Source organism: Gordonia pseudamarae (assembly GCF_025273675.1).
In the GTDB taxonomy this organism is placed as follows: domain Bacteria; phylum Actinomycetota; class Actinomycetes; order Mycobacteriales; family Mycobacteriaceae; genus Gordonia; species Gordonia pseudamarae.
Genome location: NZ_CP045809.1, coordinates 2,408,550 through 2,420,759 on the forward strand (window position 1 = coordinate 2,408,550; position 12,210 = coordinate 2,420,759).

13 protein-coding genes and 1 pseudogene are annotated in these 12,210 nt (G+C 67.6%); 7 read left to right on the top strand and 7 right to left on the bottom strand.

The window, feature by feature from the left end; all coding sequences use genetic code 11:
• Positions 1 to 135: 135 nt before the first annotated feature.
• Entirely contained in the window at positions 136 to 996 is an 861-nt protein-coding gene (locus GII31_RS10650; RefSeq protein ID WP_213249343.1) for an SDR family oxidoreductase, read from the top strand.
• 19 nt (positions 997 to 1,015) lie between these two features.
• Here the strand turns inward: GII31_RS10650 and GII31_RS10655 are convergent, their stop codons facing one another.
• Both GII31_RS10655 and GII31_RS10660 read right to left on the bottom strand, forming a co-directional pair.
• The gene (locus GII31_RS10655; RefSeq protein ID WP_246222212.1) at positions 1,016 to 1,219 is read right to left on the bottom strand and encodes an OsmC family protein; all 204 of its coding nucleotides are present in this window, start codon (positions 1,217 to 1,219) and stop codon (positions 1,016 to 1,018) included.
• Positions 1,220 to 1,349: 130 nt separating this feature from the next.
• Complete coding sequence (locus GII31_RS10660) at positions 1,350 to 2,501, bottom strand: IS630 family transposase (RefSeq protein WP_246221877.1); 1,152 nt, start codon at positions 2,499 to 2,501, stop codon at positions 1,350 to 1,352.
• Positions 2,502 to 2,592: 91 nt separating this feature from the next.
• Here GII31_RS10660 and GII31_RS10665 point away from each other — a divergent pair, with 91 nt between their 5' ends.
• Both GII31_RS10665 and GII31_RS10670 read left to right on the top strand, forming a co-directional pair.
• Positions 2,593 to 2,958, top strand: a complete 366-nt coding sequence (locus tag GII31_RS10665; protein WP_213243997.1) for a hypothetical protein — start codon at positions 2,593 to 2,595, stop codon at positions 2,956 to 2,958.
• Between the two features lie 147 nt (positions 2,959 to 3,105).
• A pseudogene (locus GII31_RS10670) lies at positions 3,106 to 3,300 on the top strand (Clp protease N-terminal domain-containing protein); the annotation flags it as partial.
• A gap of 79 nt (positions 3,301 to 3,379) precedes the next feature.
• Here GII31_RS10670 and GII31_RS10675 read toward each other — a convergent pair.
• The 3 genes from GII31_RS10675 to GII31_RS10685 all read right to left on the bottom strand — a co-directional run bounded on the left by GII31_RS10675 (position 3,380) and on the right by GII31_RS10685 (position 6,918).
• A complete protein-coding gene (locus GII31_RS10675; protein ID WP_213249347.1) occupies positions 3,380 to 5,059 on the bottom strand; it encodes a thiolase C-terminal domain-containing protein in 1,680 nt (559 codons plus the stop codon).
• A 127-nt stretch (positions 5,060 to 5,186) separates the two neighbouring features.
• Positions 5,187 to 6,641 (bottom strand): cytochrome P450, encoded by a 1,455-nt coding sequence (locus GII31_RS10680; RefSeq protein ID WP_213249349.1) that lies wholly within the window; start codon positions 6,639 to 6,641, stop codon positions 5,187 to 5,189.
• 31 nt (positions 6,642 to 6,672) lie between these two features.
• Positions 6,673 to 6,918, bottom strand: a complete 246-nt coding sequence (locus tag GII31_RS10685) for a hypothetical protein (protein ID WP_213249352.1) — start codon at positions 6,916 to 6,918, stop codon at positions 6,673 to 6,675.
• 181 nt (positions 6,919 to 7,099) lie between these two features.
• On the opposite strand from GII31_RS10685, the gene GII31_RS10690 reads away from it, so the two are divergent.
• The 3 genes from GII31_RS10690 (at position 7,100) to GII31_RS10700 (ending at position 10,192) form a co-directional block, all read left to right on the top strand.
• Entirely contained in the window at positions 7,100 to 8,326 is a 1,227-nt protein-coding gene (locus GII31_RS10690) for a sensor histidine kinase (RefSeq protein ID WP_213249354.1), read from the top strand.
• Positions 8,323 to 9,003, top strand: a complete 681-nt coding sequence (locus GII31_RS10695) for a response regulator (RefSeq protein WP_246222213.1) — start codon at positions 8,323 to 8,325, stop codon at positions 9,001 to 9,003. The genes GII31_RS10690 and GII31_RS10695 overlap by 4 nt, the downstream gene beginning before the upstream one ends.
• 73 nt (positions 9,004 to 9,076) lie before the next feature.
• Positions 9,077 to 10,192, top strand: a complete 1,116-nt coding sequence (locus GII31_RS10700; protein ID WP_213249358.1) for an alpha/beta hydrolase fold domain-containing protein — start codon at positions 9,077 to 9,079, stop codon at positions 10,190 to 10,192.
• Positions 10,193 to 10,224: 32 nt separating this feature from the next.
• Here the strand turns inward: GII31_RS10700 and GII31_RS10705 are convergent, their stop codons facing one another.
• Both GII31_RS10705 and GII31_RS10710 read right to left on the bottom strand, forming a co-directional pair.
• Positions 10,225 to 11,295: a TIGR03857 family LLM class F420-dependent oxidoreductase gene (locus GII31_RS10705; protein WP_213249360.1), complete on the bottom strand. Its 1,071-nt coding sequence runs from the start codon at positions 11,293 to 11,295 to the stop codon at positions 10,225 to 10,227.
• A 14-nt stretch (positions 11,296 to 11,309) separates the two neighbouring features.
• Entirely contained in the window at positions 11,310 to 11,600 is a 291-nt protein-coding gene (locus GII31_RS10710) for a hypothetical protein (protein ID WP_213249362.1), read from the bottom strand.
• Between the two features lie 209 nt (positions 11,601 to 11,809).
• Between GII31_RS10710 and GII31_RS10715 the strand changes: the two genes are divergently transcribed.
• Positions 11,810 to 12,163, top strand: a complete 354-nt coding sequence (locus GII31_RS10715) for a VOC family protein (protein WP_213249364.1) — start codon at positions 11,810 to 11,812, stop codon at positions 12,161 to 12,163.
• The last annotated feature ends 47 nt before the right edge of the window (positions 12,164 to 12,210 follow it).

Here is a 12,210-nt window from a genome sequence, read left to right on the forward strand (position 1 = left end):
CGTGTCGGATCGGGCACTAGTCGGTTGGTGGCTCTGTCGCCGCCCCCAACCGATGCCTAAGCGGTAAGCGTTACTGTTGTACTGTCGAGCAAGGCGATCCCTTGCGGGGATCGATCACAATTCCGGGAGGACGATATGAGGCCCATCGCCGGCAGGACCATTGCCATCACGGGTGCCGCGCGGGGCATCGGGCTGGCCACCGCGCAGGCACTGCTCGATGCCGGTGCGCGGGTGGTGATCGGCGATCGTGACCTCGCCCAGCTCGGCGTCGCCGTCAGCGAACTGTCGGCTCGGGGCCAGGTCAGCGGCCACCCTCTGGATGTCACCGACGCCGAATCGTTCGCCGCGTTCCTCGACCATGCTCGTACCTTCGGCGACGGCAGGCTCGACGTCCTGATCAACAATGCCGGGATCATGCCGATCGGCGCCTTCCTCGGTCAGCCCGACCAGACCATCCGCGCCGCGGTCGAGGTCAATCTGTGCGGCGTGCTCCACGGATGCCGGTTGGCGCTGCCGGCGATGATCGAGCAGCGCAGCGGCCACATCGTCAATATCTCGTCGAGCGCCGGACTGGTGGCCGTCCCCGGGCAGGTGGTGTACGCGGCCACCAAACACGCCGTCGTCGGCCTGACCACCGCCCTTGCCGACGAGGTCGCGCCGCATGGCGTGGACGTCAGCGTCGTCATGCCGCCGTTCACCGCCACCCGGCTCATCGCCGGTACCGATCCCGGCGCCGCAGGCAAGCCCGTCCCCCCGTCCGATATCGCCGCGGCGATCGTGAAACTGCTCCACAAGCCCAAGACGCACGTCACCGTGCCCGGCTTCACCCGCTTCTTCGCCCCGTTCCTCACGATGCTGTCCCCGCGCGGGCGTCGCTGGTTCAACAAGCGTCTTGGCACCGATCGTGTCTTCCTCGATTTCGACACCGATGCCCGCCGCGACTACGAGGACCGTGCCAGCACCGCGACCGGGGTCGACGGCCGCCCGCCGCAGTGAGGCACCGGGTGGGTTCGGTCTAGGCCAGCCGGATGTCCACCGGGACCGCGTTTCCGATGGTGTGTCCGACAGGTGAACTGGCGAGCACCTTGGTGTGCAGTCCCTCCAGTTGTTCCCGTGAGGCCGGGGAGTCGATGGTGACCTTCGCGGTGACGGCCTCCACCAGGCCGCCGACGGCTTCGCGATCGACACCGTTGAGTGCGGTCGTGGCTGACTGGGTCATGGCGTGCTCCTTGGTTTTGATTGGAATCGAGTTGGCTGGAATCGAGTGGGACCTCATCGGGGCGGCCAGGGCGGTGCCCGGCGCGGATCGCCGCCGACGCTAGTGGTCATCTCCGTTAGTTCGTCGGGGGTCACGCCGCTTGGCGGAGGGTGCCGTCGTTGTTGAGTCGGTTGAGGTGGCGGTTGAGGTGGTCGCGGGTGTATTTCCAGCCGAAGGGTTCAGCGTTCTGGTTGTAGCGGTCCTCGAAGGCGAGGATTCGTTGCGCGAGGTCATCGAGGTCGGTGAAGTCGCCGGTGGTGATGGCTTTGCGTTGCAGGATCGAGAAGTAGATCTCGACTTGGTTGAGCCACGAAGCGTGTACGGGCAGGTGCACCAGGACCGCGCTGGGGAACGCCTCACGCATCCGGTCGATCGATGCCTGCCCGGCGTGGGAGGAACCGTTGTCGACGATCCAGAACACCCGCTTCGCTGAGGCATACGGTTCCTGGGTCATCACTTGTTTCACGAGGTGGGTGAACGGCACGATCCCGGTCTTCGGTGCTGTCATTCCATGCACCTGGGCGTGGTGGACGTCGTAGGCAGCGAAGTAGGCCAGCGTGCCACCGCGGCGGTACTCGAACTCGACTCTGCGTGGTTGCCCTGGTGCCGCGGGTGTTTCGGGGTGACGCCGCCTGAGGGCTTGCAGCTGGGACTTCTCATCGGCGCTGATCACGTATTCATCAGCGCCGAGCTCGACACCGTTGTACTGCCGTTGGTACAGGTCCAGCACCGGACTTGCTTTGACCGCGAAGTCGGGGTCGCGGGGAAAGATCCAGGACCGATGCTGCCACGGCTTGATCGCATCGGCGGCCAACCACCGGCCGATCGTGGACGGCGAGACTGGCCGCACCAGCCCGGCCGCAACCGCGTGTGTGCTGAGTTCGGCGGTCGACCACCTCGTTAACGGCAGATCGTGGTCGGCCGGTCGCGTGCACGCGAGTGCTTTGACCTCGGCAACCTCGACCGGGGTGAACACCGGTGGCCGCCCTGATCGGGGCCGGTCCTTAAGCCCGTCAAGACGCTGCACGCAGAAGCGATGTCGCCAGCGGCGGGCGGTGTCCTCGCAGACCCCCACGTCGCGGGCAATCTGGGCGTTCGCGACACCGTCAGCAGCAGCGAGCACGATCCGGGCACGCAGCAGATCGCGATGGGGGCATTTCGCGGCGTTCGCGCGGCGTGTCAGGACATGTCGTTCTTCATCGGTGAGGACCACGACGTCAGCACTGGTGAGAGTCACATCCATTTCTGACGCTCCGAGCCGCCGGAGGCCAAGACGCCACGCCGACACCGAACAGATCAAGGCAGCACATGACGATGCCACGATGATGAGAATCATGGCGAAGATCCCCGACTCGACCCAGACCTCGCTACGGCAAAAGCTCCTGGCCCGCGCCGCCGAACGCTGGCCCCAGATCCAGACCCTGCACACCCGCTACCGTGCGGGGTTCGCCTACATCGACGCCACCCTCACCGACGGCGAGGAGGTGAAGCTATGCCGGCTGCGCTACGCCGGATCGGCCAACCAATGGGGCTTCGCGATCTACCGCGCCAGCCACAACGACTACGAACAAGCCGTCCTCCCCACCGGCTGGCCCTCAGGCACCCCCGAGCAAGCCCTCGACACCGCCTGCGGCCTCTACCTCAACGACCCCACCACCTGGCTCCCAGACCCCCGACGAACTAACGGCGATACCCACTAGCGGTCTCGCCGCGGGCGGCCCACACTTTGAACCTCACTCGGTGCAGCATTGACCGGCGCGACCGGATCTGTCCTCGGTCACGTTCTCGGAACAAGCTGACGTCAACCAAGGGTTGACGGTCGTTGGTTGTCAACCTATGGTTGACGGCCGCCCGCACTGGTACCGTTCAGCGCCGACGCCAAGAAGGTTCTGGAACAGAGCTTCCGGGAGGCGTTGCGGCTCGGCCACAACTACGTCGGCACCGAACACATTCTGCTGGCGCTCCTGGAGGCCGAGAACGGCGCGGGTCCCCTGCACGCGGCCGGCGCCACCAAGGCCGCCACCGAGGCGTTCGTGGTGTAGATCCTGTCGGTGTAGCTTCGCGCCGTCCCCGGCCGGCCCCCCGACCGGCCCACGTCCGGACCGGCACGCACCGCGGCGGTCAGTCGGCGCGCAGGAGTATCACCCCGCTGGGGGTCAGACCCCCGCTGGAGACCACACCGACCTTGGCGCCGGACACCTGCCGCTCCCCCGCGTCACCGCGCAGCTGGACGATCGCCTCACGCAACAGACCCATCCCGTGGGTGCGGCCGTGAGAAAGCTGACCGCCGTGCGTGTTCAGCGGCAGGATGCCGTCGCGGGCGATGTTGTGGCCGCCGTCGAGGAAGTCCTTGGCCTCACCGATTCCGCAGAAGCCGAGCGCCTCGATCCACGACAGGCAGTTGAAACTGAAACCGTCGTAGAGCTGGGCGATGTCGACGTCGGCGGGTGTGAGGTCGGTTCGTGTCCACAGATGCGAGGCCGGCCCGAGGACCTGCGGCTCGTGGGTGGACGTGGACTGATCCCACGGCAGCGGTTCCATGATCTGGGTGCCCACGGCCTCCACCCGGATCGGCGTGACCGCCAGATCGCCGGCGGTGTCGGCGGCCGAGACGATAACCGCGACCGACGCGTCGCACGGCACATCACAGTCGAGCAGACCGAACGGGGTGGTGATGGACCGCGCCGCGAGGTACTCGTCCATGGTCAGCGGGTCCCGGTAGATCGCCTCGGGGTTGAGCGCGGCGTTGGCGCGCTGGTTCAGCGCGATCCAGCCCAGGGTCTCCTTGGTGGTGCCGTACTTGTGGAAATGACGGTGCGCGGTCTGGGCGAGCGTGTGGGCCGCGGAGATGGCACCGAACGGCATCGACCAGCCCATCAGCCCCGACGCGCGGCCCATCGCCGGCCGCGGCAGCCGGCCCTGTTTGACCCAGTCGTCGTTGGTGGCCTGCCACACGGTGCGAAAACACAACACATGCCGGGCCAGGCCGGTGGCCACCGCCATCATCGCCGCGATCACCGAGCCGCCCGGCCCGAAGGTCTCGCCGCCGCCGTTGTACCAGGTCGGGTTGATCCGCAAGGCCGATTCGAGCGCGGTGACCCCGCCTTCGCTGTAGCCGCCGTCGGCGGTGCCCGCCGGATAGGTGGACAGGCCGTCGATGTCGTCGAAGGTCAGTCCGGCATCGGCGACGGCGCGCTCACACGCCTCTATGGTCAGCGCCAGCGGCGGCCTGCCCAGGCGCCGGCCGATGCCGGAGGCACCCACGCCGCTGATGATGGCCTTGTCCTCGAACTTGGTGCTCGACGCGCGGGGCCGCACCCGTGCCGGGTAGTCCTGCGGTGCGATCTCGTCGTCGGGGATCTCCCGGATCACGGTGTCGTCGGTGCGTGGTCGGAACAGCGGGAACCACACGTCGCCCGAGGCGTCGCCCTGCTGGTCGAACACCACCTCGACCGGCTGCCCGAGGTGCACCTGATCGGGCTCGCAGCCGGTGATGCGGGTGGTCAGCCGCACCCGTGGGTCCTCGTCGAGGGCCACCTCCGCGATCACGTACGGCGGGGGGATGCCGGGCAGGCCGAACCGTTCGTTGACGGTGTAGCCGAACACGATTCCGTTGCCGGAGAGCTCCTGCGCGTGCTGCTCCCAGGACCGGCAGCGCGGGCAGATCGGCTTCGGCGGATGGATCAGTGCCGTACACGAATCACACTGGAGGACCCGCAGCACCCCGTCCTTGCCCGAGGTCCAGAAGAACTCGGTCTCCGGGGTCACCAGCGGCAGAACGGGGGGCGGGGCGTCACTCATCGGGATCCTCTCGGGCACACGATCGGCATTTACGGTAAGGCTAACAGTTGCCTGTCGTGCCCTGTTTCCGATCGTCCCGGACAGCGATACGCCCCACCCCCGGGGGCCCGCACCAGGGATCTGAGGGTCAGCCGATCGAACGGGCCCGCACCAGGCCCCCGTCGGCGGGAATCATGGTGACATTGCGGTGCTGCGGACGTTCGGCGGGCCGATCGGTGGTCTCCAGGTCGACGCGGCGCAGGATTTCGGTCACCACGGTGTTGAGCTCGGCCATCGCCAGCGGCGCGCCGAGGCATCGGCGGATACCGCCGCCGAACGGCATGAAGGTGTGCGCGGTGGGCCGGATGTCGAAGAACCGGGTGGGATCGAACGCGAACGGCCGCGGGTACAGATCATCGCGGTGATGCAGCAGCAGAATGCTGACCCCCGCGAACACCCCGGCCTCCACCCGCTGTGACCCGAACTGCCACGGCACCATCAGCGTCCGCGCCACCAGCGGCACCACCGGGCGCGCGCGCATCGACTCGTTGAGCAGGGCGTCGATGTAGTTGTCATTGCCGGCGAGCGCGGCTTCGCGGGCGTGGGCATACACCTCCGGATGCCGGGTCAGCCGCTCGAAGGTCCACGCCACGGCGTTGGTCGTCGTCTCGTGCCCGGCCAGTAGCAGGGTGACGAGCTCGTCGCGGATTTCGCTGTCCGGCAGGGGGTTTCCGTCCTCGTCCCGGGTGTCGAGCAGTAGCTGAGCGATATCACTGCGATCGGGGTCCGGCTGGGCGCGGCGTTCATCGAGCACCCGGTAGAGCGCTCGGTCCATCGGCCGCAGCACCACCTTGGTGAGACCGACCGGACTCGCCGAACGCGAGTTGAGCAGCTGGGCGAGTGTGGCCACAGGCCTGGCCGACCACCTCAGCAGGCGCAGCGTCGTGGCCCGCAGGTCGCGTTCGGCCGATGTTGTGGGGATGCCGTCGGGAAGGCCGAACACCGCCGACAAAATCACGTCGAGCGTGATCTGCTGGGCGATGTCGGCGACCGGCACGAGTTCGCCGACCGGCCAGGCGTCGATGTGTTTGGCGGTGGCGGTGTCGATACCGTCGCGGTAGGCGGCCACCGCCTTCCCGTGAAAGCGCGGTAGCAACATCGAACGCTGCCGACGGTGCCGGGCGCCGACCGAGGTCAGCACCGACTCACTCCCGACGATCGGGGCCAGCGGTGACATCCGGGTGGCCGACGGCGCCAGCCGGGGGTCGGCGGTCATCAACGATTTGATGTGTGCCGGATGGGACAGGATCGCGATCCGGCCCGGCCCGCCCGCGACCTCGTAGCGCAGTACGCCCGAATTCTCGGCGGCATCGGCGAAGAACATGTCCGCCGGCCGCCGGACGAGGCGGATGGACCGGGCCAGCACACCCGGTGAGGTGGATGGGCGGGTGAGTACCGATCGCACGTCGTCGGGTGCCGATGTCTCCAGCGGAGCCGCGCGTTCGTCGCCGCCGGTGATCCCGGACCTGACGTCGGCTCCGCGATGATGCCAGAGCCGGGTGGCGCCGGGCATGGAGATCGAGGGGGCGGTGAGGAGATTCATGTCTCGGAGCTCCTAGATCGTCGCGGTGTGTTCAACGATAGATCGTTGCCGGGCCCATCAGTGGCAGGTGGCGCGGCCGCACCCGGGTGGCCGATGGCTGCGGCCGCTTCTCGGCGGCGGCCTCGCGTCGGGCACGTCGGGCGCGCTGTTCGTCCTGCCGGTGCCGTTGGTCGATCGTGGCGTCGATCTCACGTTGACCGTAGTCGAGGCTCCCCGAGTTGTGCGCGAGCCCGGCAATGACGAGGATCGCGGCAATACTGATCAGTACCCACCACATCGGATTCTCCTTCTCGTCGGTAGGGAGACACGGGTTGCGTTTCCCTCTGCACACCACGGTATGAGGATCGTTTCCGCAGTTCAGCCGCCCTTGGGTGGAACTGGGTACTCGACCGTGGGCGGAGGACGAATCCACCCCTGGGTGGAGGTAACCGGGCCGGTGGAGGCGATACACTCGACCGATGCGCTGGCTGCTCAGGCGAAGTGAGATCTTGTTCTGCCGGCTGGGGTACGACTATCCGCCGGTCTATTTGCTGATCGCCGACGCCGGCCTGATCCTGTTCTGCGCGATCGCCACGATCCAGCGGTACGCCTCGGGTGTCTCGGGCAGCGACTGGGTGTATCTGGGTGTGGTGTGGGCACTGGCGGCGTGGCTGACCGTCGGCGAGCTGCTGATCTGCACGTTCGACGCGGTCGGCGGGCCGATCGACACCCTCATTCCGTTCATGATGATCGCGCTGGTGTCGGTGTTCTGGTGTGTGCCACTGGACCCCGGTGCCGCGCATGGCGACGTGGCACCACTGCTGCTGGCGCTCGGCGCGGCGATGTGCGCGGCTGTCGCACCGAACAAGCGAGGGGTACTACACCTCTCGATGTACCTGGCGGCCGTCGTCGTGGGGGTGGCGGTGGGTGCGACCGACCTGGGCTGGATGATCTCGAGCATGGTCGTTCTGGGCTGGGCCACCGGATTCCTGCTGCAGAAGCAACTGTTGCTGATGCAGGCCGAACGACGTGAACGCGCCAGGCAGTACGCACTCGACCGTGCCGGGATCGCCGCCGAGGTACACGATGTGGTCGCACATTCGTTGAGCATCGTGCTGCTCAACGTCACCGCCGCCAGGCGGGCCATCGAGTCGGGTCAGTGTCCGGAGAACGACAGCGATATCGCCGAGGCGCTCGATGCCTTGCGCGATGCCGAAGGCCAGGGGCGGGCGGCGATGAACGACGTGCGGCGCACGATCGAACTGCTGCGCGACGAGTCCGCACCCGAGCAGCCGCAGCCTGGCCTGTCCGACATCGAGGCACTGATCGACGGTTTCCGGCGGGCGGGATCGCCGGTGACGGCGCGGATGGAGCCGCCCGCCGTTGCGCTGAGCAGTGCGACCGAACTCGCGGTGTATCGGGTGGTGCAGGAATCGTTGTCGAATGCGTCCAAACACGCGGCCGGCGCACCGGTGAATATCTCGCTGGGCCCCGCTGAGCGGGCGGAGTTCGTGGTGCGCGTGTCCAATCCGGTCCCCGACGGCCACCCGGCCGGGACCCGCGGTTACGGACTTCCCGGCATGGTGTCGCGGGTGGAGAACCTCGACGGATCGCTGCGGGCCGGGGTCGAGCAGGGTCAATGGTGTGTGGAGGCGGTCTTCGGTGCCGTCGGGGCGGCCGAGGACGGCGTGGGGGTGAACAGGTGACGGTCGAGGATATCCGGGTACTGCTCGTCGACGATCAGGAACTGGTGCGATCGGGGCTGCGCCGAATTCTGCGCCGCAAGGACGGGTTCGACGTGGTGGCCGAATGCGCCGACGGCGATGAGGTGCCCGCCGCGGTCGCGGCCTGCTCCCCCGACGTCGTCGTGATGGATCTGCGGATGAAACGGGTCAGTGGGATGGAGGCCACCCGGCGGCTGGTGGCGTCGGCGAACGATCAGCACCGGGCGCCGCCGGTGCTGGTGCTCACCACCTTCAGCGACGAGGAGTTGCTCTCGGAGGCATTGCGGGCGGGGGCGGCGGGGTTCGTGCTCAAGGAGTCCTCGGCCGAGGAACTGATCCGTGCGGTCCGGTTGGTGGCGGCCGGTGAGTCGGTGCTCGACCCGGCGATCACCGCGTCGGTGCTGCACACCTATCGCAATGCGGGTGGTCCGCCGAAGTCGGATGCGGCCGCGCTGGACCGGTTGACCGCCCGGGAACGGACCGTGCTGGAACTGATCGCACGTGGTATGACCAACGATGAGATCGCCGCCGAACTGGTGATTTCGGTGGTGACGGTCAAGAGTCATGTGGGTGCCGTCTTCCGGGCGCTCGGCGTACGTGATCGCGCGGCGGCGGTGGTGTTCGCCTTCGATCACGGGGTGGTCGCCCCTCGCCGATGATCGGGTGCGGCCACCCCGACCCCGGCGGCAGGTTGTCCCGGCCGCAACCCGTGTGCCGGGCTAGGGTGACGGCATGGTTATGGCAGATCGCGCCGAGGTGCGCACGGCGTCGGCACCGATCACCGCGCTGGCGGTGGCCGGGCTCGCCGGCAACCTGCTCACCGGTCTCGCGCAGGTTCCGCTGCGGCGGCCCTGGCACGGACCGTCGGGGCTGCTCGACAATGTGGGGCAGGCGGTCACCCGGCAGGTGGTGCGGTCGTTGATGGGCTATTCGATGGGGTTGCCCATCGAGGAGTTGAGGTCGATGGAGAAGGTGCTCGACGGCATCTGCCGGTTGGTGATGCCGCCGTTCGTCGAATTGTCCGACGACGTCGAGATCACCGCCGACGTGGTCGGCGGTGTTCCCGGGCTGTGGTGTCGCGCCAGGGCCAGCACCGACGCCTACGTCGGTGAGGGCGAGCAGAAGGATCCGATCGGTGCCACCATCCTGTATCTGCACGGCGGCGGATACATCGGCACCTCGCCCATGATGTATTCGGCGTTCGCATCGTCGCTGGTACAGGCGACCGGCGCCGAGATCTTCATCGCCGACTACCGGATGGCGCCGGAATTTCCGTTCCCGGCCGGTGTTCTCGATGCCGCCGCGGTGTACCGCGACCTGATGGACCGTGGCGTCGATCCCGAGCACCTCGTCGTCGCCGGGGATTCGGGCGGTGGTGGGCTCGCGGCGTCGTTGCTGATCTATCTGCACGAGAAGTTGATGCCCGCGCCGGCCGCCCTGGTGCTGTTCTCCCCCGAGATCGACCTCGACCTCGACCATCCGTCGATGGTCGACAACGCGTCGAAGGACATTCTGCCGTGGAGTATTCCGGTCGCCCCCTATCTGCACGGCGTGCAGCCCAACGACCGGAGGGTCTCGATCGCGCATGCCGACCCGGACCCGGCGTGGTTTCCGTACACCTTCGTGTGCTGGGGCGCCGACGAGATGCTGCGCGACGGCATCCGCGAGTTCGTGCAACGACTGCGGGACAACGGGATCGAGGTGTGGGCTATGGAAGAGTACGGAATGTTCCATGTCTTCCCGATCCTGATGCCGTGGGCGGAGGCCTCCAAGCGGGTGTTCCGGTCCCTCGACCGGCTCGCCCGCCGGCACGTGCGACCGGACCCGGAGGCCAGCGCGACGCACTGAGTCGACGCACCGGGCCCTCGCCGGTGCCGGGCTCAGTCGCCGGTGCTGTCCTGGCGCCGGTAGGCGGCGATGATCGGGGCGAGTTCGTCGGGGGTGGCGCCGTGCAGGATCACCCGGTCGGCGCCGTGGCCGAGTTCCTCGCGTATGCGTCGGGCACACCGTTCGGCGCTTCCGGTGGCGGCGTGCTGTGTCCATTCGGCAGGCAGCAGCTTGTCCTGGATGTAGCGCAACTGCTCGTCGGTCGCGACGCGGTCGATGGCGCCGGGGATCGACTGCACCACCTCGTCCTCCCGGAACCGTTGCAGCACGGCCGGATCCCAGTCGTTCGTGGACACCATCAGGTCGCCGTAGCCCTGTAGGTAGGTGGCCAGCCGACCGATCAGCTTGCTGCGCCGATCCTCTTCGGGCAGGTGATCGCCCACGGTCGCCAGACAGGACCACACCCGCACGTCGTCGGGGTCGCGGCCGGCACGTTCGGCCGACTCCTTCACCGTGGCCACGCACCGTTGCAGGGTTTCGGGGGCGAAGTAGGTGTGCAGGACGACATCATCGAAGGCGCGGCCGCCGAGTTCGAGGGTGTTGGGCCCGAACGCCATGATCGCCAGCGGGATGTCCTCGTCGAAGTCGCCGTCCAGGTAGAGCGTCTGGTATTTGCCGAGCGGTCCGTCGTAGTCGACGTAGGAGCCACCGTGCCACAGGCTGCGCATCACGGTGGCGAACTCCTCCATCTGCGCGGTGGTGATCGGCGGGATACCGAACGCCGAGTAGAGCGCGGCGACACCCCGGCCGATCCCGAGGGTGAAGCGGCCACCGGACAGCCTGTGCAGGGTGGTGCCCCAGGACGCGGTGATCAGGGGATGGCGGGTGTTGTGGTTGGTCGCGCCGGTGGCGATCTGCATCCGTGAGGTGACCGCACACGCGGCGGCGCTGATGGTGGTGGCCTCCTTGAGGTTCCAGCGTTCGGACACGAATGCGGTGCCCAGGCCCAGTTCCTCTCCCCTGCGGGCCTCGTCCATCACGCCGGCGGGTCCGGCCCCGCCCGCGCCGGGGAGCAGATAGTAGCCGAGCTCATCGAGGACGCGGTCGTCGGATTCTGTGGTCATCGGTGCGGTCTCCTTCAGATGGACGGTTCGCGGATCAGGTCGAAGGTGCCGAGCTCGCGGATGGCGCGTGATGAGCGAGTCAGCAGGGTTCGCATCATTTCTTGTGACCTGTGTGAGGGGGTGGCGATGTACACGTACCCTATCGTCGCGATCGGTTTGAGCTGCATGACTCCCAACCGGTAGTCGTCCCAGCAGGTTTCGGCCGGGTAGTCGGTGACTCCGAGTTCACCGAGCCGGCGATGGTAGGTGGCCACCAGGTCGCGTTCGGCGTGCGCCCGGGTTTCCGGCGGCAGCCCGCCGGTCACGACGTCGGAAGGTCGCGCACGAGGTTGCCGATGGCTGTGTTCCGCCGGTCCACGACCCTGAGCGAGCTCGCGCCGGGTGCGAAAAGCACGTTGTTGAGTCGGCAGTCTCCGTGCAGGATGCTGAACCGTTCGGATGCGACCAACAGCCCTGTCGGGCCACCGAGTTCGTCGATACGGTGAGATTCGGCCGAAAGATCAGGAGGCGCAAGGTGAGTGACCACGAAGTGAAGATGATCGTCCTGTCCACCGACAATCTCGATGAGTCGATCGCGTTTTACACCGACACCCTCGGGTTCCCGCTGAAATTCCGCGACGGCGCACATTTCGCCGCCCTCGACGGTGGCTCTGTCACCATCGCACTGGCCACCGCGGTGGATCACCCGATTCACGGGCAAGTGGTGGTGGGTGTCAAGACCACCGACGTCGACGCCTCGGCGAAGGCCGTCGAGGCGGCGGGCGGTGGAATCGTCCAACCGGCCTACGATGACGCACATGAGCGTCGGGCCGTCGTCTACGACAACAAGGGCAACGGCCTGGTGCTCTACAGCCCCCTCAACAGGTGAGCGATGCTTGGGCCGGGGCGGTCCGGTCGCCGCCGTCGAGGGCGCGC

What these genes read in the sequence shown, in the direction of transcription:
- GII31_RS10650 (WP_213249343.1), top strand. Translation starts at nt 136, where the DNA reads ATGAGGCCCATCGCCGGCAGGACCATTGCCATCACGGGTGCCGCGCGG.
- GII31_RS10655 (WP_246222212.1), bottom strand. Translation starts at nt 1,219, where the DNA reads ATGACCCAGTCAGCCACGACCGCACTCAACGGTGTCGATCGCGAAGCC.
- GII31_RS10660 (WP_246221877.1), bottom strand. Translation starts at nt 2,501, where the DNA reads ATGGATGTGACTCTCACCAGTGCTGACGTCGTGGTCCTCACCGATGAA.
- GII31_RS10665 (WP_213243997.1), top strand. Translation starts at nt 2,593, where the DNA reads ATGGCGAAGATCCCCGACTCGACCCAGACCTCGCTACGGCAAAAGCTC.
- GII31_RS10675 (WP_213249347.1), bottom strand. Translation starts at nt 5,059, where the DNA reads ATGAGTGACGCCCCGCCCCCCGTTCTGCCGCTGGTGACCCCGGAGACC.
- GII31_RS10680 (WP_213249349.1), bottom strand. Translation starts at nt 6,641, where the DNA reads ATGAATCTCCTCACCGCCCCCTCGATCTCCATGCCCGGCGCCACCCGG.
- GII31_RS10685 (WP_213249352.1), bottom strand. Translation starts at nt 6,918, where the DNA reads ATGTGGTGGGTACTGATCAGTATTGCCGCGATCCTCGTCATTGCCGGG.
- GII31_RS10690 (WP_213249354.1), top strand. Translation starts at nt 7,100, where the DNA reads ATGCGCTGGCTGCTCAGGCGAAGTGAGATCTTGTTCTGCCGGCTGGGG.
- GII31_RS10700 (WP_213249358.1), top strand. Translation starts at nt 9,077, where the DNA reads ATGGTTATGGCAGATCGCGCCGAGGTGCGCACGGCGTCGGCACCGATC.
- GII31_RS10705 (WP_213249360.1), bottom strand. Translation starts at nt 11,295, where the DNA reads ATGACCACAGAATCCGACGACCGCGTCCTCGATGAGCTCGGCTACTAT.